We start from the raw sequence: 20400 nt of genomic DNA on the forward strand, positions 1-20400 counted from the left end.
GTCCCGGCGGCCGTCGTCATCGGCGCCCCCGGCTGCGTACGGGCGTGGTCCCGGTGGCCGTCCTCATCGGCGCCCACGGCCGCGTACGGCGGCCGAGGTCAGCACCGCGAGCGCGCCGAGGGCGGCGAGGCCCGCGGCGGGGGCGAGGACGGCCCAGGGGGCGCGTTCGGCGTAGGGCATGTTCTCGGAGAGCATGCGGCCCCACTCGGGCGCGGGGGCCGGTGTGCCGAGGCCGAGGAAGCCGAGGGAGGCGAGGGCCAGGGCGATGGCGGGGATGCGCAGGACGGCGTGGCGTACGACGGGCGGGAGGACGCCCGGCAGGATGTGGCGGCGCAGCCGGTGCCACCGTCCGGCTCCGAGGGCGCGGGCGACGGCGATGTGCGGGGCGGCGCGTTCCTGGGCGTACAGCGCGGAGGTGTGGGCGGCGAGGGGGGCCCAGGCGACGGCGGCGACGGCCGCGGCGGCGCCCCAGGGGCCGGGGCCCACGATGCCCGCGACGACGAGGCCGGCCAGGACGGCGGGCAGGGCGTTGGCGGTCTCGGTGAGGGCACCCGCGCGGGCGGCTCCGGCGAGCAGGCCGAGGAGGAGGGTGACGGCGCCGACGGCGACGGCGGTGAGTACGGTCCTGGCCGCCCCGTGGCCGAGGCGGGCGAGGAGGTCGCGGCCCAGGGAGTCGGTGCCCAGCGGATGGGCGGCGGAGGGGGTCGCGAGGCGGGCGGCGGTGTCGGCGTACAGGGGGTCGCGCAGGAGGCCGGTGACGACGACGGCGGCGAGGAGGGCGGCCAGGACCAGCGCCCCGGCGGCCACGGTGCGGCGGGTGGGGAGGGGCGGGGCGACGAGCGGCGGGAGGGCGCCGTCGGCCCGTGCGGGGCCGAGGAGGGCCCGGGAGGCGAGGCGGGCGGTGAGTCCGGCGGCGACGCCCAGGAGGAGCAGGAGGAGCACGCAGGCCTGGAGGACGGGCAGGTCCTGGGCCAGGGCGGCGGCCAGCGCCGTACCGCCGAGCCCTGGTATGGCGTAGAGCGTCTCGACGGCGACCGCGCCGCCGGTGAGCCCGACGACGACGAGGCCGAGCTGGGGCAGCAGTGCGGGCAGGGTGCGGCGCAGGGCTCCGCCGGCGATCCGGCGGGCGGGCATCCCGTGGGCGGTGGCGGCGCGCGCCCAGGGTTCGGCGAAGGCGGCGGGCAGGGCGTCGTCGAGCAGCCGTCCGAGGAGCGCGCCGGCGGGGACGCCCATGGCGAGGGCGGGCAGCACGAGCTGCTCGGGCCCGCCCCAGCCGAGGGCGGGGAACCAGCCCAGTTGTACGGCGAGGACGGTGGCCAGGACCGCGGCGAGGAGGAATTCCGGCAGTGCGGCGAGCACGGCCGCGCCGACGCCGGCCCGGGTGGTGACGAGCGTCCGGCGGGCGCCCCTGCGGAGTGTTCCGGCGGCGAGGGCGAGCGCCAGGAGGACGGCGACGGCGAGCGAGGTGCCCATGAGGGTGAGGGAGACGCCGAGGGCGGAGGTCACGTCGGGGCCGACGGGCTGCCCGGAGACCCAGGACTCCCCCAGGTCGCCGTGGAGCAGTCCGGACGCCCAGCCGCCGAGGACATGCAGCGGTCCGCCGTCGAGTCCGGTCTCGGCACGGATGGCGTCGAGCACGGCCGGTGTGGGCGGACGGTCCGCGTAGCGGGCGTGCAGGACGGTCAGCGCCGGGTCGGTGCGGGTCAGCCTGGGCAGCAGGCCGATGACGGCGACGACGGCCAGAAGCGCGCCGAGCCGTCCGGCCAGGTACTTCACGCGGTCACCCGACGTGGGTGTCGGCGGTGATGAGGGTGCGTTCCATCGGGTCGAGTGCGACGCCTTCGACGCGGGCGTCGTCGTAGCCCTGGACGAAGCGCTCGTGGACGAGCGGGACGAGGGCGTCAGCGCCGAGGACGGCTGCCTCGGCGGTCATCTCGGCGTTGTGGCGGGCGTCGGTGCCGGTGAGCGAGGCGGCCTTGGCAACCGCCGTGTCGACCTTCTTGTCGCACAGCTGGGAGATGTTGAAGCTGCCGTCGCAGGTGAAGTCGGAGGCGAGGTAGGAGACGGGGTCGGCGGTGTCCAGCAGGGTGTTGCGGGCCTGGATGAACGCGTCGTACTTCCCGGCGAGCGCGTCGGCCTCCATCTGCGCGTAGTCGCGGACGACCTGCTTGACGGTGAATCCGCGCTTCTCCAGCTGCTGCTGGACGAGCGTGGCGACCTCGGGGAGCTCGGGCCGGTTGGTGTAGGTGGCGAGGACGATCTCCTTCGTCTTCGCGACTTCGGCGCGGCTCGCCGCCGGGGTGCGTCCGGTGGGCGCGGTGCGCTGGCCGGCGGCCCAGGGGATGCCGGGGCCGAGGAGCCCCTGGGCGGTGTCGGCCCGTCCCTCGTACACGCCGTCGACCAGCGCCTTGGAGTCGATGGCCTCGCGGGCGGCGGCGCGCAGGGCGGGGTCGGCGAAGACTCCGCGTTCCGTGTTGAGCGAGAGGCCGTTGGTCCGGGCGGAGGGGAACTCGTGGACGTACGCGTCGCCGAGCAGGGAGGCCTGTGCGATCGGTACGTACTCGGCGACGTCGACGGCCTTCGTGCGCAGCGCGTTGGCGCGGGCGGTGCCGTCCGCGGCGAAGGTGACGTCGACGCCCGGGGCCTTCGCCGTGTCGCCCCAGTAGTCGGCGTTGCGTTCGAGGGTGGCGGCGACCGCGCCCTTGACGTCGGTGAGGGTGAACGGTCCGGTGGCGTGCCCGGCGGGGTTCACCTTGCCGCCCTGGTAGGCGGGGGCGGACAGGATCGCGAGGGACGGGTTGGCGAGCCGTTGCGGGAGCAGCGGGTCGGCCTCCCCGGTGACGATCCGTACGGTCCTCGCTCCCGTGGCGGTCGCCTTCAGGGTGGTGTCGGACAGCACCCGGGGCAGCGGGGACGCCTTGCCCGCGGCGGTGAGGGACCGGACGACGGCCTCGGGGTCGACCTTCGCGCCGTCCTGGAAGACGGCGTCGCGGAGGGTGAACGTCCAGGTGGTGGGGTTGTCCTGCTTCCAGGACGCGGCGAGCGACGGCTTGGCGGCGCCGTTCCTGTCCAGCGTGGTGAGGCCCTCGACGACGGCGAGCCGGCTGAGGGTGACCGCGTCGTCCCCGTACGGCGACATGGCCTGGGCGGGCGGGAAGGCCATGACGACCCTGAGCCGCTGGTCGCCGGAGCCGCCGGACTCGCCCGAGGACGAACACGCGGCGAGCGGGAGCAGCAGTGCGGCGGTGGCGGCGACGGCACGCAGCGGGGAGCGGCGGCTTCGGGACGTAGGCATGACGGAGACCCTATATGGAAACGATTATCATCTGATGTGAGGGGCGGCGAGGTCCCGGGGAGCGGGCATCGGCAGCTCGAAGTGGACGATGCCCTGACCGCCGTCCGGCAGCGTGCGCTCGTCGCAGACCTCTTGGGCGAGCGACCGCCAGAACGGCTCGGCGCCCGGCACGGCCGGATCGGTGTGCAGGTAGAGCGAGGTGTAGCCGCCGGCCCGCGCGGCGAAGTCGCCGAGTTCGCGCACCAGCCTGCGGGCCAGACCGTGCCTGCGGTGCTCGGGCCGTACGTAGATCCGGCACAGCTGGGCCGTCGACCCGGAGGGGAAGCGGTCCGCGACCCACTGCGGGTTGGGCGGCGCCTGAGGCCCCCGGTCCCGCACCGCACCCGTCGCCACGACCTCGTCCCCGCGCACGACGACCAGGAGGGTGCAGCGCTCGGGGAGCAGATAGGCGCCCTCGAGGTCGATGATGTCGGCGTGCCAGCGGGGTACGTAGCCCGAGCGCAGGTCGTGGTAGACGGTGTCCAGCATCACGGCACGGGCGCCGCCGACGTCCTGCGCGGTGGCGGTCCGCAGGACGTACCCGTCCGCTCCGGCCGGCGCGTCCGGCATCCTCGTCGCACCGGCGGTCGCGCTCACCACTGACGCTCACCCTCGCTCTCGGCCGTACGGCACATCACTTGCCGTACCAGCGTACGTGCAAGCGATGTGCAATAAGCCGGGCGGGGTTCCGGAGGTCAGTCGCTGTCCGGGCGGGGTCCCGCCTGGACAGGGGCCCCGTCCGGGCAAGGAGCCCAGGACGCCGGGGCCCCGCGGCTCAGCCTTCGGCGCGGTAGACCAGGGCGGTCGCGATGCCCGCGATGCCCTCGCCCCGGCCGGTGAACCCGAGGCCGTCGGAGGTCGCGGCGGAGAGCGACACGGGCGCGCCGACCGCCTCGGACAGCACCTTCTGCGCCTCGTCGCGCCGCTTGCCGATCTTCGGCCGGAGACCGACGACCTGCACGGCGACATTGCCGATCCCGAAGCCCTCGGCGCGCACGATCCGGGCGGCCTCGGTCAGCAGGGTGACGCCGGACGCACCCGACCACTCGGGCCGGCCGGTGCCGAAGTGCTGCCCCAGGTCACCGAGCCCGGCGGCCGAGAAGAGGGCGTTGCAGGCGGCGTGCGCCACGACGTCGGCATCGGAGTGCCCGGCGAGACCGGGGCCCTCGCCCTCCCACAGCAGGCCCGCGCACCAGAGCTCGCGGCCCTCCTCGAAGGCGTGGATGTCGGTCCCGATGCCCACGCGCGGGATCAGGGGGGCCGTCTGCCGCGTCACTGTCTCAGAATCCATCGTTCGCCCTCCGGCGTGCGAGAACGGCCTCGGCCAGGACCAGGTCCAGCGGCCGGGTCACCTTGAACGCTTCCTCGTGCCCCGGTACGACGACGACCTGGGAGCCCAGCTGCTCGACCATGCCCGCGTCGTCGGTCGCGCCCTCGCCGTCGACGGCGACGCTCGTGTGCGCCTTGACGAGGGTGTGCCGGTCGAAGCCCTGGGGCGTCTGCACGGCCCGCAGCCGCGCCCGTACGGGCGTCGACAGGACCGGCTCCGGCGCGCCCGGCTCACCCGGCTCGACCTCCTTGACGGTGTCGGCGAGGGGAAGCGCGGGAACCACGGCCGGGGCCCCGTCCCGTACGGCCTCGATGACGGCGTCCACGGTGTCGACCGGCACCAGGGGCCGGGCCGCGTCATGGACGAGTACGACGGAGACGTCGTCCGGCAGGGCGTCGAGGCCCAGCTTCACTGACTCCTGGCGTGTCGCACCGCCTGGGACGACGACGTAGTCGGTGTGCTCGGGCAGCGCGTGCCCGTCGATGAGGTTCTTCACCTCGGGCGCGCCGTCCGGCGGCGCGACCACGACGACGAGGGTGACGGCGCGGGACGCGGCCATGGCCCGTACGGCGTGGATGAGCATCGGGGTACCGCCGAGCGCGCGCAGCGCCTTCGGGGTACCGGGGCCGAGCCGGACGCCGCGGCCCGCCGCGGGGATCACCGCTGCGGTGCGGGAGGGGCTCGGTTCAGCAGGCGTCGGTGACATCGGTGACATCGGTTGCACTCCGAAGCTTCGGCAGGTTTGTTTCCACGGCCGACATGGGTATGGCCTGGGCGTGCCCCGACCGTAGGCCGGGGAACAGCCGGGCGCTGCGCCTCGGCCCGACCGGGACCCTTCCGTGACCCCCGGGCGGCCGATCGCCGGCGAGGACCGGTGGAGGATGCCGAAGGGGACGGCACGCGGCGCGTCGGCAGCTTTCCGACCGGATTCACGTGATCCGGACGGGTTTCCCGGGTGAACCCTGTCCCGGGTCCGGACATGGTCCCGGGCTCGAACATGGTCCTGGGACCGAACATGCCGCAGCGCCCGACGACTCGCCGTGAAGACGGCTGGTCAGCGGGCACCGCGGCACATTTTCTTCGATACCGGTCCGGTGGGCGCCGGTGTCATCCGGTCACCGGCGTCGTCCGACGACCGGTGACGTCGAGATCACCGGTTGCCGTCCGGCTTCAGGACGCGAGGACCTCGTCGAGCAGTGCCTCGGCCTTGTCCTCGTTCGTGTTCTCCGCGAGAGCGAGCTCGCTCACCAGGATCTGGCGGGCCTTGGCGAGCATGCGCTTCTCACCTGCGGAGAGTCCACGCTCGCGCTCGCGACGCCACAGGTCGCGCACTACTTCGGCGACCTTGATGACATCGCCGGAGGCGAGCTTCTCGAGATTTGCCTTGTAGCGTCGGGACCAGTTCGTCGGCTCTTCGGCGTACGGCGCGCGCAGCACCTCGAAGACCCGGTCCAGCCCTTCCTGCCCGACCACGTCACGCACACCGACGAACTCCGCATTGTCCGCCGGTACACGAACCGTCAAGTCGCCCTGGGCGACCTTGAGCACCAAGTAGGTCTTGTCCACGCCTTTGATCTGGCGAGTTTCGATAGCCTCGATCAGCGCGGCCCCGTGATGGGGATAGACCACGGTGTCGCCAACCTTGAACGTCATGTGACAGGTACCCCTTCCGTGGCTATCCAGAGTAACACGAGAACGGCTTCTCCTGAATGGCGTTTTCGCAGGTCAGGGCATATCTCGGGGCTTGACAACTGCGCCACGAACGTGCTGCGCGAGCCTTCCGGAAGACGATATTCGCAGGTCGGAGCGGGCGTACGACCGAGCCGAAACACACCCGTCACAGGCGTCGGAAGTCCTCAAGAAGGGGCTGAACGTCCCGTTTTGCCGGTTTCTGGATGGTGAACTTTCCGTACTCCGTTCGGACCTCGATCACCCGTACGGCTCTTAGCGTCCGTGGTCAATGAAATTGATCAACGGCCCGGGGCCGCGTGGATTATGCACGGGAAATGCGCCACCGCCCGGAAATCGATCATCGCACTGCTCAGCCGCGTTACCGCGTTTTGTGAACGCCGTGCGAATCCTCACAGCGCGGGAGACGGCCGCGGCGTGGCCGGGGAGGTCCGGCGCCGTCCCCGGGGACACCGGGCTCACCCACCGGCCCCACAGGTCGGGAGCCCCCAGGGGCGGGTCGGGTGCGGGCCCGGGACGACGGCTCGGTAACCTGAGCCCGCTGACACACACTTAGGGCGGCTTTACGGCCGCTCGGCCTTCCTGTCCGCAGAGTCCGAAGTCCGCAGTCCGAACGTTCAAGGAGTTGCCGCCGCCGTGAGCCGCAGCCTTCGACACGGCGCCTTCGCCGCCACTGCCCTCGTGTTCTCGATCGCCACGCTGTCCGCGTGCGCTGCCGGCAACAACGCGCAGACGCTTCAGGTCAGGCCGGACAACGCAGCCACCGCTGTCGACTCCATCAAGATCCAGAACCTGAACATCATCACGCAGCCCGACCCGGAGACCGAGGGCCCGGCGGTCATCGCCGCCACCCTGTTCAACGACGGCCCGAAGCGCGAGGTCGTGGAGAAGGTCACCCTGCCGGGCACCAACGCCACCGTGGAGCTCAAGCCCGCCAAGGGCAAGGGCCCGGTCGTGGTCCCGGCCGGCGGACGGCTCATCATCGGCGGGAAGAACAACGCCTCGGCCGTCATCGAGAACGGCCGCCAGGCGGGCGCGGACGGCAACGTGCAGAACGTCGCCTTCACGCTCAGCGAGACCGGCGACATCGAGCTCGGCGCCGCCATCGTCCCGGCGACCAGCTTCTTCGAGAAGTTCGGCCCGAGCACCGCACCGTCCCCGAAGCCCTCGCCCACCCCCTCGGCCTCTGAGACCGGCTCCGAGGCGACGGGCGAGGCGTCCGAGGGCCAGGCCGGAAGCCAGGCCGACGGCACGGCGACCGACGGCTCGGCGACCGACGGCGCGGCCGGCACGGCGGACGACGAAGCCGCCACGCACTGACCCGCCACGCATCTGACCGCACGCGTGCAGCGCGTAAGGGGGCACCTCCCGCGGAGGCGCCCCCTTACGCACGTACTCAGCGCATGGCGCGCGCTCCGCGGGCTTCGTCCCGCCGCGCGCCGCTGCGGTTTACGGCTCGAACTTGTAGCCGAGGCCCCGCACCGTCACCAGGTAGCGCGGCGCCCCCGGGTCGGGCTCGATCTTGGCGCGGAGCCGCTTGACGTGGACGTCCAGGGTCTTGGTGTCGCCCACGTAGTCGGCGCCCCAGACCCGGTCGATCAGCTGCATGCGTGTCAGGACGCGCCCCGCGTTGCGCAGGAGCATCTCCAGGAGGTCGAACTCCTTCAGCGGGAGGTCGACCTTGCCGCCGGAGACCGTGACGACGTGGCGGTCCACGTCCATCCGGACCGGCCCGGCCTCCAGGGCCGCCGGGGTGACCTCCTCCGGCTCGCCGCGGCGGCGCAGGACCGCGCGGATGCGGGCCACCAGCTCCCGCGAGGAGAAGGGCTTGGTCACATAGTCGTCGGCTCCTATTTCCAGGCCGACGACCTTGTCGATCTCGCTGTCCTTGGCGGTGACCATGATCACCGGGACGTTGGACCGGACACGCAGCTGCCGGCAGACCTCCGTACCGGGCAGGCCCGGGAGCATCAGGTCGAGCAGCACGAGGTCGGCACCGTTGCGCTCGAACTCGTCGAGGCCCTCCGGGCCGGTGGCCGCGATGGCCACCTCGAAGCCTTCCTTGCGGAGCATGTAGGACAGGGCGTCGCTGAAGGATTCCTCATCCTCGACGACAAGCACTCGGGTCACGGAAGGGCCTCCGGGGCAGGAAATGTGTCAAAAGAATCGGTCTCGTACGGCCCGTCGTGGTCAACAGCACCGTTGACGACGAGGGATCCGCCGGTGGTACGACCCCTCACGACGCCGGACTCCGGCAGTCGCAGGGTGAACGTGGAGCCCTGTCCCTCCGAGCTCCATACGGTGACCTCCCCGCCGTGCGAGGCGGCCACATGCTTGACGATGGCGAGGCCGAGACCGGTGCCACCGGTGGCCCGTGAACGGGCCGGGTCGACGCGGTAGAACCGCTCGAAGACACGCTCGCGGTCCTTCTCGGAGATGCCGATGCCCTGGTCGGTCACGGCTATCTCGATCAGATCCCCGCCGGGCGCGGCCAGCTTCCGGGCGGCGATGCCGACGCGGGTGCGGGCGGGGCTGTAGTTGACGGCATTCTCCACGAGATTGCCGAGGGCGGCCGCCAGCTGGCTCCGGTTGCCCCACACGAAGAGGTCCGCGGTGCCGCCGGAGGCCATGGTGATCTGCTTCGAACCGGCCTGCTGGCGGCACCGGTCGACGGCCTCGACGACCAGCTCCTCCACCCGTACGGGCTCGGCGTCCTCGAGCGGGTCGTCGTTCTGCACCCGGGAGAGGTCGATGAGCTCCTGCACGAGGTTGGTCAGCCGGGTCGCCTCGATCTCCATGCGGCCGGCGAACCGCTGCACCGCCTCCGGGTCGTCGGAGGCGTCCATGACGGCCTCGGAGAGCAGGGAGAGCGCTCCGACCGGCGTCTTGAGCTCATGGCTGACGTTGGCGACGAAGTCGCGCCGCACCGCTTCGATGCGCCGGGCCTCCGTGAGGTCCTCGACCAGCAGGAGGACCAGGCGTGAGCCCAGCGGGGCGACCCGGGCCGAGACGGCGAGCGCCTCACCCCGGCCCGTACCCCGGCGCGGGAGGTCGAGCTCGACCTGTCGTATCTCACCGTCACGCCGGGTGTCCCGGGCCATGTGGAGCATCGGCTCGACCGCCAGACGGCCGCCCCTGACCAGGCCCAGCGCATACGCGGCGGAGCTGGCCTTGACGACGCTGTCGCTCTCGTCGAGCACCACGGCGGAGGAGCTGAGCACGGAGAGGACCGTGTCCACCCCCGGGGGCAGCGCGGCGTTGCCGTCGGGCCGCAGGGACGTACGCGTGGGCCGCTTCTGCTCGCGCTCGCTCCAGCGGAACGCCAGCATCGCGATCACACCGGTGCACAACCCGGCGATCGCGGCAGCTGCGGCGACTGCCGCGTTCACGTCCATGCCTCAAGGTTATGCGGGCGCGCCGACACTCTCCCAGCCATCCGGGTGCCATCTCGAACACTCGTCGCCCAGAGTTCACCAAGGGGATAGTGCCGGTTCACTTAGGCGGCCGGATCCCGACGCGTTGGCCCCGCACCGTGGCAGCGTGGGGGCCGGACCCAAGACACCGGCCTCAGCAAACCCGGCCGTACGGGGGACGCCGCCCCCGCTGCCGGCCGGTCACAAGGATCTGGAGAGGGACTTCCATGCGCGACGCCTACCACGAGGAACTCGACTCGATCGGCGAGGACCTGGTCGAGATGGCCCGGCTCGTCGGCTCGGCGATCGGACGGGCCACGACGTCCATGCTCGACGCCGATCTCAAGCTCGCCGAGAGCGTGATCGCCGCCGACCAGAAGGTCGACGACCTCCAGCACGACCTGGAGGCCCGCGCCATCGCGCTGCTGGCCCGCCAGCAGCCGGTCGCCACCGATCTGCGGATCGTGGTCACCTCGCTCCGGATGAGCGCCGACCTGGAGCGCTCGGGCGACCTCGCCCAGCACGTCGCCAAGCTGGCACGGCTGCGCTTCCCCGACTCGGCGGTGCCGCACGACCTGCACGCCACCATCCTGGAGATGGGGCAGCTCGCCCAGCGGCTGATGGCGAAGGCCGCCGAGGTGATCATCACGAAGGACGTCGACCTGGCGCTCCAGCTGGAGCAGGACGACGACGAGATGGACCTGCTGCACCGCACGCTCTTCCAGCACCTGATGGACGACCGCTGGAAGCACGGCATCGAGACCGCGGTCGACGTCACCCTGCTCGGCCGCTACTACGAGCGCTTCGCCGACCACGCCGTTTCGGTCGCCAAGCGCGTCGTCTACCTGGTCACGGGTGAGCACGCGGACGAGATCCAGGCGGCGACACCGGTGGAGGGGGCGTAAGGGGGCGCGGCCGTCACGGCGGTCGCACATCCGTTCCCGCACTCGTGCGCCGTTGATGCGCCCTCCGGGCTGGGCATGCAATGGGTGCGGGGGCGGCGCGGCATGCCTGCGGTCCCCGCCGTCGGCATGTGTGCCCCATGCATGTGCCGTACGCCGTCGAGTCGTACGCCCTGAGGAGGGACCATGGCCGATTCCCCCATGACCGAACCCCAGCAGCAGGAGACCCCGACCGAAGTGGTGCATCTGCCGTTGCTGGGAGCCTGCGGCTGCGGCTCGGGCTGCGGATGCGGCTGCCAGGCCGGCGCGCCCTGCCAGTGCGGCGGCTGAGGCCGGCCGGACCCAGCGGCGGTGCCCCGCGACGGACACACGTCCGTGGCGGGGCACCGCGCCGCGCGCTCACGCTCCCCGGGCCCGCTGTGTGGACGCACGGGGGCCCTGCTCCTCAGACCGCACCCTCGGTGACCACCCGGCCCTCCGCGACCACCGGGCCCTCGGCGACCGCCAGGCCCTCGGCAACCGACCGGTCCTCCGGCACGGGCGAGGCGGCGACCACGGGCTCCGGCAGGTCCAGGTTCCGCATCAGCAGCCAGTAGCCGGCCGCGGCCACCGTGCCCAGGACCGCGCAGGTCCCCCAGAGCCAGGCGGCGCCGTAGTGGTCGATCACGAAGCCGGACATCAGGGGGGCGAGGAGCGCCGCCACCGACCAGGACATCGTGTACATGCCCTGGTAGCGGCCCCGGCCGTGGGCCGGTGACAGCTGCACGACGATGCCCGTCTGCGTCGGCGCGTTGACGATCTCGGCCAGGGTCCAGACGCACACCGTCAGGGCGTACACCCCGACCGATCCCGCGAACGCGGTCAGCCCGAAGCCGTAGCCCGCGAGCATGGACGAGAGGATCAGCAGCCGGCGCGGGTCACGGTGCTGGATGAACCGGGTGACGGGGATCTGCAGGGCCACGATCAGCACACCGTTGACGGCGATGGCCGTGCCGAAGTCGGAGGCGGACAGCCCGTCCGTGCCCATGGCCACCGGCAGGCCCACGTACCCCTGCTGGAAGATCAGCGCGACCAGGAACGACAGCCCGACGACACCCATGTAGCGGCCGTCGCGCAGGACCGTAACCAGCCGCACGTCGTCCTGCGGCGGGGTACCGGCGGCCCGGGGCGCAGCCTCCGGCCGGGACTCCGGCACCTTGAGGAAGACGACGAACGCGCAGAGCAGCGTCAGGGCCGCCTCCCCCATGAAGCCGGCCAGGTAGCTGTACTCGGCGATGAACCCGGCTCCGGCCGACGACACGGCGAAGCCCAGGTTGATGGCCCAGTAGTTGAGCGAGAAGGCCCGCACCCGGTCCTCGGGCCGGACGATGTCGGCCATCATCGCCTGCACGGCCGGCCGGGACGCGTTGCTGGCCATGCCCACGACGAACGCCACACCGGCGATCGCCACGGGGTGGACCATGAAGCCGAGCACGGCCACGGACACGGCGGTCGAGAGCTGCGCGATCAGCATGGTGGGGCGGCGCCCCAGCCGGTCGGTCATCACCCCGGCGCCGAGCGACGACACGACCCCGCCGAGCCCGTGGAGTGCGGCGACGAGACCGGCGTACGAGGCCGAGTAGCCCCGGTCCAGGGTCAGGTAGAGCGCCATGAAGGTGGCGACGAACGCCCCGAGGCGGTTGACCAGCGTGCTGGTCCACAGCCACCAGAACTCCCTGGGGAGACCGGCGACCGTCTCGTGTGCCGCCTTCTTGAGACCGGCGACGGACATAGGGCTTCCCCCCGGGGACGTGCTCGTACGGACAGGACGCCGGCCCTGTAAGCGGCCCTGCGACTGTCCGAACCTTACGAAAGCGGAATCCCCGGCCGCCACTCAATTGACGCCGCCCGTCAACAGTCGAGCCCCGGCCCCGCCCCCGGTCCGCCCTTCGGGCGAGCGCGCGGAGGCCGCACGGGTTCGATTACGCTCGGACCCATGGCCGACGCACCGTACAAGCTGATCCTCCTCCGCCACGGCGAGAGCGAATGGAACGCGAAGAACCTGTTCACCGGATGGGTGGACGTAGACCTCACCGACAAGGGCGAGAAGGAGGCGGTCCGCGGCGGTGAGCTGCTCAAGGACGCCGGCCTGCTCCCCGACGTCGTGCACACCTCCCTCCAGAAGCGCGCGATCCGCACCGCCCAGCTCGGGCTGGAAGCCGCGGACCGCCACTGGATCCCCGTGCACCGCTCCTGGCGCCTGAACGAGCGTCACTACGGCGCCCTCCAGGGCAAGGACAAGGCCCAGACGCTCGCCGAGTTCGGCGAGGAGCAGTTCATGCTCTGGCGCCGCTCGTACGACACCCCGCCGCCGGCCCTCGAGGACGGCACGGAGTTCTCGCAGAGCGCCGACCCGCGCTACGCGACGATCCCGCCGGAGCTGCGCCCGCGCACGGAGTGCCTCAAGGACGTCGTCGAGCGCATGCTGCCGTACTGGTACGACGGCATCGTCCCGGACCTCCTCGACGGCAAGACCGTCCTGGTCGCCGCCCACGGCAACAGCCTCCGCGGCCTGGTGAAGCACCTGGACGGCATCTCCGACGACGCCATCTCGGGCCTCAACATCCCGACCGGCATCCCGCTCTCCTACGAACTGGACGCCGACTTCCGCCCCCTGAACCCGGGCGGCACGTACCTCGACCCGGACGCGGCGAAGGCTGCGATCGAGGCCGTGAAGAACCAGGGCAAGAAGAAGTAGCACGCCCATGAGAAGCCCCCTGCCTGCGGTTTCTCCGCGCGGCGGGGGGCTTTTCGGTGCGCGGGCCTTCTCTGGACCGCCGGGTGCGACGACATCGGCGGCAAACGCGGAGCAACGGCTCGAAACCTGGCAGGGTGAGGGCCATGCAGTACTGCGAACTCCATGAAATGCACAACTGCGCAGACTGCGCTGCACACACCCCCCGCGGCAGCACTCCCACCAGCGAATGGGACGACTGGCCGTTGGCTGCGATCATCGTCCACGCCAGTGGCAAGGCCCATCTGCCCGGCTGCACACACATCATCCCGGCCGACATCCGGTCGCCCCGCTACGGCTGGGTGCTCTCCCCTTCCCCCGGGGCATGGCGTCGCCTCGCGCCCTCCAGCCCACTCCGAGCAACCCAGGGCAACATCCAGCGGGAGGCCGTGAGCCGCTGTGAAACGTGCGACGCGACGCAGTGACCCTCGCGCCTGCTCACCGCCTACTCGCGGGAGTGCCTGGCCGCTGAGTCAGCCGCCGCCCGCACCCCCAGCCACTGCTCCGCCCCGTACTCCTCGAACCGTTCCGTCTCCGTGAAGCCCAGCTTCCTCGCCAGGTGCAGTGAGCGGGTGTTGGCCGTCTGGGTGCAGAGTGTCACCGGTTCGCCCGGGAGCGTTTCCGTGAACCAGGCCAGTGCCGCCGTGCACGCCTCGGTGGCGTAGCCCTGGCCCCAGGACGACGGCAGGAACATGTAGCCGATCTCCGCTGTTCCGGTGGTCCGTTCAGCGTCGCGGCGGTCCAGGGTGACCGTGCCGATCATCGCTCCGGCGCGTTCGACCACGAAGAGGCCCGGGCGTCTCCCCGGTGTCCCGGGCACCGCGCGCTCCAGTTCGTCGCGCGGGCGGGGGCCGCCGAGGTAGGTGCCCACCTCCGGGGAGGCGAACAGGTCGATGAACGCCGCTCGGTCCCGGGCCTCGGACTCGCGGAGCACGAGCCGGTCGGTCTGTATCGGGGCGGGGGGCCAGGCGACGGGTCCGAGTCCGGTCATGGCGGGCAACCTATCGCGGCCGGGGGCGGTAAGGCCCGGCATCCGAACGGCCGTTGTTCCGGGAGGCGTGCGCGGGGGAAGAATTCCGGCATGACCGAGTACGCCGCCGAGCCGCTCGCCGCCGACAGCCGTGGCAATCTCCTGGTCTCCTTCACGCCGGGGCGCGAGGACTCGCCTCCCCGGGACGCTCCCGTTCCCGTGGCGCTGGCGGCCCTCTGGCACGGGGGCTGTGTGCTCATGGTCCACGACCGGTACCGGGCGTCCTGGGAGCTGCCCGGCGGAGGCATCGAGCCCGGGGAGAGCGCGCGGGAGACGGCCGTACGCGAGTTGTTCGAGGAGAGTGGGCAGGTTCCGGACGGTGTCCTGCGGTTCGTCGGCCATGCCGGGTTCGTCCTGGCGCCCGACCAACGGCGCGAGTACGGGGCCCTGTTCGCCGGTGATGCGCGCAGCCGGCGCGACTTCGAGCCCAACGACGAGATCTCCGCGATCTGTTGGTGGGACCTGAGATCGCCGCTTCCCGGCCGGGTCGCGCTCCTCGACGTACACCTCGCCCGGCTCAGCAGGGAGTCGGTCCCCCGCCCGGCCGGGCACCCGCTAACGTGACCTCCACACCTGCCTGTTACCCAGGTACACACCCCCGGCGGCACGGGCGGGCGGGGCGCGGAGAGCAAGGGGATCGGGGAGAGCGATCATGGGCGAGTCTCTGAAGACCTTCGTCGGCGGCACCGAGGTCGAGGTGCCCAACAGCATTCCGGCGATCCGGGCCGCGCTGCCCGAGGAGAGACGCGAGGAGTTCGACCACGCGATCAACGAGGCCGGGGTGCACGAGATCCAGGCCGTCATGCGGCACTGGATGCTGGAGTCCGTGCCCGATCCCGAGGCCGAGCAGATCCTGGACCGGCTGGCGCAGGACGAGGCCGAGAGGCGGAACGTCGCTTGAACTTCCGCATCTCCTACGCTCCGCCGGCCGACGACACCCTGGCCAAGATGCGCGACGGCGACTCGTTCCGGGACGAGATGGCGCGCACCTTGGGCCAGGATCCGTACGGACATGCCTCGACCGCCGTGAAGCGTGAACGTGACCGGCGCGAGGCCACGGTCTACGGCGCCATCGTCCTCTACTACGTCTCCGGTTCCGTGCTGACGGTCACCGTGGTGCGGCTGGTCCCGCTGCCCTGAGCCGGGCCGTCACCCCAGCCTGACCTGGCGGTCGGTGTCGCCGAGCGACTCCAGCAGCCCGCGCAGGTCGTCCGCGACCCGGCCGCGCTCCTCGTCGGTGAGACCCGACAGCAGGCGGTTCTGGTTGGCCACATGGTCCACCAGCGCCCGGTCGATCAGCTCCCGCCCCTTCTGGGTGAGCGAGACGTGCACGCTGCGGCCGTCCTCGGGCCGGCGGGTGCGCAGGACGAGCTCCCTCTCCTCCAGCCGGTCCAGCCGCTGGGTGATCGCGCCGGACGTGACCATCGCGGACCGCATCAGCTCCGCCGGGGTCAGCCGGTGGGGCGCCGGACTGCGCCGCAGCGTGGCCAGGACGTCGAAGGCCGCCGGGTCGAGGTCGTGCGCACCGAAGACGGTGCGCTGCTCGGCCTCGACGATCCTGGCCAGCCGCTTGATGCGCCCGATCACACCCATCGACGAGGAATCCAGGTCCGGGCACTGCTCCGCCCACTGCGCCAGAACGCGGTCCACATGGTCACTCATGGGGCCACCCTATCTTTAACTTAGCGTTGAGATACCTAGTTGCTTAGCGCTAAGCAATCGCGCTACGGTCCCGCCATGACACAGGACGCAGGCCTCCTGACCGTGCCGCAGGCGATCCGTACGCGCCGCAGCATCCGCCACTACCTCTCCGACCCGGTCCCCGACCGTCAGCTGTCCGAGCTGCTCGACCTGACGATGGAGGCGCCCTCCAGCTGGAACGTGCAGGCACGTTTCGTCGTGGTCGTCTCGGACGAGGAGGGCCGGGCCGCGCTCACCCGTGCCACCGGGGGCCAGCCGCACCCCCAGGAGGCGCCCCTCACCCTGGTGTTCGTGGCGTCCGACCAGGCCTGGCGCGAGGACCTGAGCGACATCTACGACCACGCCCTGCGCAGCGGTGCGTGGAACGAGCGGTTCGTCAGCGGCTTCTCCCGGGCCACCATGGACTTCCAGCGGGACCTCGAACGGCGCGGCCTGCTCAGGGAGTACGCCGTGAAGGACGCGGTGATCGCCGCGACGTACGCGATGCTCGCCGCCACCTCCATGGGGCTGGCCACCTCCCCGATGAACGGCTGGGACGAGCAGCAGGTGAAGCGGGCGATCGGCGTCGAGGACCGGGACGACCTGCACATAGCGATGCTCCTGCCGGTGGGCAGACCGGCGGAGACCCGTGTGCACCCGGGCCGTCGGCCGCGGGCCCGCCAGGTGTTCACCGGTCGGTACGGGCGCGTGGGAGGCGGTGCCCGGTGAGGGCCGACCGGGTCGCCGTCGACTCCGCGATCACCGCCCTCGCCCCGCTCGTCTGGGGCTCCACCTATCTCGTCACCACGGAATTCCTGCCGCCCGACCGGCCGCTGCTGGCCGCCACCGTCCGCGCCCTGCCGGCGGGCCTGATCCTGCTCGCCATCGGCCGGACCCTGCCGCACGGCCGCTGGTGGTGGCGCGCCGCCGCCCTCGGCACGCTGAACATCGGCGCCTTCCTCTATCTGCTCTTCGTCGCCGCGTACCACCTGCCCGGCGGAGTCGCCGCCCTGGTGATGGCCGTGCAGCCGACGATCGTCCTCGCGCTCTCGGCGCTGCTGCTGAAGGAGCGGATCACGGCGACGCACGCCGCGGCCTGCGCCCTCGGGATGGCCGGTGTCGGGCTGCTCGCCCTCACCCCGCGCGCGGGCCTGGACGCGGTGGGCGTCGGCGCGGGGCTCCTGGGCGCGGTGAGCATGGCGAGCGGCATCGTGCTGACCAAGCGCTGGGGGCGGCCGCCGGGAGTCGGCGTACTGACGTTCACCGGCTGGCAGTTGAGCTTCGGCGGGATCCTCCTGCTGCCCGTCACCCTGATCGGCGAGGGGCTGCCCGGCGCGGTCGACGGGCGGAACGTCGCGGGCTTCGCGTACCTCGGGTTCGTCGGCGCCCTGCTCGCGTACGCCGTGTGGTTCCGCGGTGTGGAGCGGCTGCCCGCGCTGACCGTGTCCGTGCTCGGCTTCGCCTCACCGCTCGCCGCGATGGCGCTGGGCTATCTCGTCCTGGACGAGACGCTCTCCCCGGTGCAGCTCGCCGGAGCGGTGACGGTGGTCGTCGCCGTGTTCCTCGCCCGCCCCCGGACAGCGAGGGGGCGGGGAGCGTCCTCCGCTCCCCCGCCCCCTCAGCTGCCGAGCGTCAGCCGAGCTTCTTGACCTGCGCGTCGATCACCGCGGCCGGCTGGGCGAAGTCGGAGTCCGCACCCGTCTTGCCGAGGTTGAAGGAGAAGAAGGTGGCGACCGTGCCGCCCTGACGCAGGCTCACGAGCTTGAAGGGCGCCGCGGCGTCCCCCTCGCCCATCTGTACGCGCCAGGCGAGGGCCTCCTCGCCGCCCGTCGCCTTCTCCTCGGTCACCTTGGTGACCTTCTGCTTCGAGCCCTTCATGGTCAGGGTGAAGCCGCCGGTCGCGCACTTGGCCGCCGACTCACGGAGCTCGGCGAGGCTCTTCGCCGCGCCGTCACCCTCGTACGAGGCCAGGGTGACCAGGGACGACGTCACGTCGAGCAGGCCGGCGAGCGCGTCCTCGGGGTCGGCCGACTCGTCCTTCTTGGGCTCCTGGACGACCTTGCGCCCGGCGTTCCCGACCGGGGTGCCGCGCTTCACGCCGTAGAAGGCGAAGCCGATCGGCTCGCACTCCTTCTTGTCGACGGTGACGTCCTCGGGCTGCGCGATGTCCTCGGGGCCGGTCTTCGAGATCTTGTGGCCCGCGACGTCGCCCTGCTCCAGCGACACCTTCTCCAGCTCGGCCGACGTCAGCGCCTTGACCGCCGCGGGCTTGGAGGAGGCGGCGTCCTTGCCTCCGGAGGCACCGCCGTCACCCTTGGCGTCGGAGTCCGAGCCGCTGCAGGCGGTGGCGAGCAGCGTCAGGGACGCCACGGCGGCGGCGAGGGCGGTACGGCGTACGGCGGTGGCGCGCATGGTTCGGTCATCTCTCCGTCTGAAGGAGCAACGGCCCCGCCCCGGCCCGTAATTCAGGGCAGGCGCGAGAGGTCCGCAGCGGTGCAGCACACTCTACGATCGGACACCTGTCCGATGATTGCCCCGCACGGTCACGGGATGTGATCGTGACTCCCTTGTGATCACTCTGTGAATACCCTGTGGGCGCGGTCGACTCCGCAGCCGAGCCATGGGGGGCCCGCCCGTGTCCGTCGACGCGACAACCGCCGTACTGGAAGCCCTCGGAGCCCGCGGTCCCGCCTCCCGTGAGCCGCTCGCCGGGGGCACGTACAACACTGTCACCCGGGTGAGGTTCGCGGACGGCAGGGACTGGGTCGTGAAGATCCCCCCGACGCACAGCACGGGGCTGAGCTACGAACAGCGCCTGCTCGTCAACGAGGTCACCTTCTACGGCGCCGCGGCGAGCGAGGGCGGCGAGGTGATCCCCCGGGTCGTGCACAGCGAGCTCGACCCCGGGGCGACGGCCGGGGCGTACGTCGTCATGACCGCGCTCCCCGGGCGCCCCTGGAGCGAGGTCGCCGGTGAGCTGACGGCCGACGAGACACACGCGCTGCGCACCGAGTTCGGGGCGGTCGTCGGGGGGCTGCACCGCATCACCGGTCCCGGTGGTTACGGATATCCCGCCGAGCCCCTGGGCCCGCTCTCCCCCACCTGGCGCGAGGCGTTCACCGCGATGACCGACGCCGTGCTGGCGGACGCCGTGACGTACGGCGCGAGGCTGCCGTGGCCGGTGGGACGGATCCATGAGGTGCTCGCCGGGGCGTCGGACGTGCTGGACGAGGTGGTACGGCCCGCCCTCGTCCACTTCGATCTCTGGCAGGGGAACCTGCTGGTGGCCGGGGAGCCCGGCGCCCGGCACCTCGGCGGGATCATCGACGGCGAGCGGATGTTCTGGGGCGACCCGGTCGCCGACCTCGTCTCCACATCGCTGTTCGGCGACCCGGAGACGGACCAGGGCTTCCTGGCCGGATACGCGGCGGCGACGGGCGCACCGCTGCTGTTCACCCCGTCCGTACGCCGCCGGCTCGGTCTGTACCGCAGCTACCTCTACCTGATCATGCTCACCGAGACGGTGCCCCGGGGCGCGGGGCCGGACGCTGTGGAGTGGACGTGGAAGGAGGTCGCGCCACGGCTGGTCGCGGCGCTGGAGGGGCTCGCGTAGGGCCGACCGGCCCTCAGCCCCTCAGCCCTCAGCCCGTCAGCCCTCAGCCCGTCATTCCCTCAGTCCCTCGGTTCCCTCAGGACGACGGGCGCTGCGTGAGGTGGGTGAAGGCGTCCAGGTTGCGCGTCGACTCCCCGCGCTCCACCCGCCAGGCGTACTCCTTGCGGATCGCGCTCGCGAAGCCCAGCTCCAGCAGCGGGTTGAAGGCGCCGTCCGCCGCCTCCAGGACCGCGCCCAGCAGCCGGTCGAGCTCCTCGGGGGTGACGACCGAGAGCGGGAGCCGGCCGACGAGGTAGATGTCCCCGAGCGGGTCGATGGCGTAACTCACGCCGAACAGACGGAGGTTGTGCTCCAGCAGCCAGCGGTGCACGGCCGCGTCGTTCTCGTCGGGGTGACGGATGACGAAGGCGTTGAGGGAGAGGGAGTGCTGCCCGACGATCAGCGAACAGGTCGTGGACAGCTTGCGCGTGCCGGGCAGCGTCACGACGTAGTTGCCGGGCCCGGGGCTCTCCCATGCGAGCTCCGCGCCGTTCAGCGTCGCCTCGATGACCTGCGCCGCTGCTGCCTCGTCGGATACGTCAGCCATGGTCCGAGCGTACGACAGCACGGACGCGCGCTCAGCCGGGGTGCGGCTCT

23 protein-coding genes are annotated in these 20400 nt (G+C 71.9%); 10 read left to right on the top strand and 13 right to left on the bottom strand.

What is annotated here, in order from left to right; all coding sequences use genetic code 11:
• Positions 1–63 precede the first annotated feature (63 nt).
• From JKV81_RS06480 to JKV81_RS06505, 6 genes are all read right to left on the bottom strand, one after another.
• Positions 64–1776 (bottom strand): ABC transporter permease subunit, encoded by a 1713-nt coding sequence (locus JKV81_RS06480; RefSeq protein ID WP_202075131.1) that lies wholly within the window; start codon positions 1774–1776, stop codon positions 64–66.
• A 4-nt stretch (positions 1777–1780) separates the two neighbouring features.
• Positions 1781–3295 carry an ABC transporter substrate-binding protein gene (locus tag JKV81_RS06485; RefSeq protein ID WP_129264862.1) on the bottom strand — a complete coding sequence of 505 codons (1515 nt, stop codon included), beginning with the start codon at positions 3293–3295 and terminating at the stop codon, positions 1781–1783.
• A gap of 27 nt (positions 3296–3322) precedes the next feature.
• On the bottom strand, positions 3323–3934 hold the full coding sequence (locus JKV81_RS06490; RefSeq protein ID WP_372444083.1) for a GNAT family N-acetyltransferase: 612 nt from the start codon (positions 3932–3934) through the stop codon (positions 3323–3325).
• 175 nt (positions 3935–4109) lie between these two features.
• Positions 4110–4625 carry a 2-C-methyl-D-erythritol 2,4-cyclodiphosphate synthase gene (gene ispF / locus JKV81_RS06495; protein WP_124274014.1) on the bottom strand — a complete coding sequence of 172 codons (516 nt, stop codon included), beginning with the start codon at positions 4623–4625 and terminating at the stop codon, positions 4110–4112.
• Positions 4615–5379 (bottom strand): 2-C-methyl-D-erythritol 4-phosphate cytidylyltransferase, encoded by a 765-nt coding sequence (gene ispD, locus JKV81_RS06500; RefSeq protein WP_124274013.1) that lies wholly within the window; start codon positions 5377–5379, stop codon positions 4615–4617. Before ispD ends, ispF begins: the two co-directional genes overlap by 11 nt.
• Before the next feature lie 455 nt (positions 5380–5834).
• Complete coding sequence (locus JKV81_RS06505) at positions 5835–6317, bottom strand: CarD family transcriptional regulator (protein WP_006380568.1); 483 nt, start codon at positions 6315–6317, stop codon at positions 5835–5837.
• A 672-nt stretch (positions 6318–6989) separates the two neighbouring features.
• Between JKV81_RS06505 and JKV81_RS06510 the strand changes: the two genes are divergently transcribed.
• Positions 6990–7673, top strand: coding sequence for a DUF461 domain-containing protein (locus tag JKV81_RS06510; RefSeq protein ID WP_202075132.1), 684 nt, complete (start codon positions 6990–6992; stop codon positions 7671–7673).
• Positions 7674–7802: 129 nt separating this feature from the next.
• On the opposite strand, the gene phoP is transcribed toward JKV81_RS06510, so the two are convergent.
• Positions 7803–8474 (bottom strand): two-component system response regulator PhoP, encoded by a 672-nt coding sequence (phoP, locus tag JKV81_RS06515; protein ID WP_465250395.1) that lies wholly within the window; start codon positions 8472–8474, stop codon positions 7803–7805.
• Positions 8475–8479: 5 nt separating this feature from the next.
• Complete coding sequence (gene phoR / locus JKV81_RS06520; protein ID WP_099174136.1) at positions 8480–9748, bottom strand: two-component system sensor histidine kinase PhoR; 1269 nt, start codon at positions 9746–9748, stop codon at positions 8480–8482.
• A gap of 245 nt (positions 9749–9993) precedes the next feature.
• Here phoR and phoU point away from each other — a divergent pair, with 245 nt between their 5' ends.
• Together phoU and JKV81_RS06530 are read left to right on the top strand one after the other, a co-directional pair.
• Positions 9994–10671, top strand: coding sequence for a phosphate signaling complex protein PhoU (gene phoU / locus JKV81_RS06525; RefSeq protein ID WP_129264858.1), 678 nt, complete (start codon positions 9994–9996; stop codon positions 10669–10671).
• A 183-nt stretch (positions 10672–10854) separates the two neighbouring features.
• Positions 10855–10998: a hypothetical protein gene (locus JKV81_RS06530; RefSeq protein ID WP_164493608.1), complete on the top strand. Its 144-nt coding sequence runs from the start codon at positions 10855–10857 to the stop codon at positions 10996–10998.
• Between the two features lie 115 nt (positions 10999–11113).
• On the opposite strand, the gene JKV81_RS06535 is transcribed toward JKV81_RS06530, so the two are convergent.
• A complete protein-coding gene (locus tag JKV81_RS06535) occupies positions 11114–12439 on the bottom strand; it encodes an MDR family MFS transporter (RefSeq protein WP_202075133.1) in 1326 nt (441 codons plus the stop codon).
• A gap of 204 nt (positions 12440–12643) precedes the next feature.
• Between JKV81_RS06535 and JKV81_RS06540 the strand changes: the two genes are divergently transcribed.
• Positions 12644–13405 carry a phosphoglyceromutase gene (locus JKV81_RS06540; protein WP_129264856.1) on the top strand — a complete coding sequence of 254 codons (762 nt, stop codon included), beginning with the start codon at positions 12644–12646 and terminating at the stop codon, positions 13403–13405.
• Between the two features lie 481 nt (positions 13406–13886).
• Here the strand turns inward: JKV81_RS06540 and JKV81_RS06545 are convergent, their stop codons facing one another.
• Positions 13887–14432 (bottom strand): GNAT family N-acetyltransferase, encoded by a 546-nt coding sequence (locus tag JKV81_RS06545; protein ID WP_129264855.1) that lies wholly within the window; start codon positions 14430–14432, stop codon positions 13887–13889.
• A 90-nt stretch (positions 14433–14522) separates the two neighbouring features.
• On the opposite strand from JKV81_RS06545, the gene JKV81_RS06550 reads away from it, so the two are divergent.
• The 3 genes from JKV81_RS06550 to JKV81_RS06560 all read left to right on the top strand — a co-directional run bounded on the left by JKV81_RS06550 (position 14523) and on the right by JKV81_RS06560 (position 15611).
• Entirely contained in the window at positions 14523–15035 is a 513-nt protein-coding gene (locus tag JKV81_RS06550; protein WP_129264854.1) for an NUDIX domain-containing protein, read from the top strand.
• A gap of 88 nt (positions 15036–15123) precedes the next feature.
• The gene (locus tag JKV81_RS06555) at positions 15124–15372 is read left to right on the top strand and encodes a hypothetical protein (protein WP_031093484.1); all 249 of its coding nucleotides are present in this window, start codon (positions 15124–15126) and stop codon (positions 15370–15372) included.
• A complete protein-coding gene (locus JKV81_RS06560; RefSeq protein WP_129264853.1) occupies positions 15369–15611 on the top strand; it encodes a hypothetical protein in 243 nt (80 codons plus the stop codon). The genes JKV81_RS06555 and JKV81_RS06560 overlap by 4 nt, the downstream gene beginning before the upstream one ends.
• Before the next feature lie 9 nt (positions 15612–15620).
• Here JKV81_RS06560 and JKV81_RS06565 read toward each other — a convergent pair whose 3' ends face one another.
• Positions 15621–16133 (bottom strand): MarR family winged helix-turn-helix transcriptional regulator, encoded by a 513-nt coding sequence (locus JKV81_RS06565; RefSeq protein WP_124273994.1) that lies wholly within the window; start codon positions 16131–16133, stop codon positions 15621–15623.
• Between the two features lie 75 nt (positions 16134–16208).
• On the opposite strand from JKV81_RS06565, the gene JKV81_RS06570 reads away from it, so the two are divergent.
• Both JKV81_RS06570 and JKV81_RS06575 read left to right on the top strand, forming a co-directional pair.
• Complete coding sequence (locus tag JKV81_RS06570; protein ID WP_129264852.1) at positions 16209–16880, top strand: nitroreductase family protein; 672 nt, start codon at positions 16209–16211, stop codon at positions 16878–16880.
• Complete coding sequence (locus tag JKV81_RS06575) at positions 16877–17800, top strand: EamA family transporter (RefSeq protein WP_129264851.1); 924 nt, start codon at positions 16877–16879, stop codon at positions 17798–17800. The genes JKV81_RS06570 and JKV81_RS06575 overlap by 4 nt, the downstream gene beginning before the upstream one ends.
• On the opposite strand, the gene JKV81_RS06580 is transcribed toward JKV81_RS06575, so the two are convergent.
• Positions 17784–18563: a hypothetical protein gene (locus JKV81_RS06580; RefSeq protein ID WP_129264850.1), complete on the bottom strand. Its 780-nt coding sequence runs from the start codon at positions 18561–18563 to the stop codon at positions 17784–17786. The two genes, JKV81_RS06575 and JKV81_RS06580, sit on opposite strands and share 17 nt — an antisense overlap.
• Positions 18564–18786: 223 nt before the next feature.
• On the opposite strand from JKV81_RS06580, the gene JKV81_RS06585 reads away from it, so the two are divergent.
• Positions 18787–19764, top strand: coding sequence for a phosphotransferase family protein (locus tag JKV81_RS06585; RefSeq protein WP_202075134.1), 978 nt, complete (start codon positions 18787–18789; stop codon positions 19762–19764).
• Between the two features lie 76 nt (positions 19765–19840).
• Here the strand turns inward: JKV81_RS06585 and JKV81_RS06590 are convergent, their stop codons facing one another.
• Positions 19841–20350 carry a type III secretion system chaperone family protein gene (locus tag JKV81_RS06590; RefSeq protein WP_099174147.1) on the bottom strand — a complete coding sequence of 170 codons (510 nt, stop codon included), beginning with the start codon at positions 20348–20350 and terminating at the stop codon, positions 19841–19843.
• Between the last annotated feature and the right edge of the window lie 50 nt (positions 20351–20400).

Origin of the sequence: Streptomyces silvae, assembly GCF_016745505.1 — a bacterium.
GTDB classification, from domain to species: Bacteria; Actinomycetota; Actinomycetes; order Streptomycetales; family Streptomycetaceae; genus Streptomyces; species Streptomyces silvae.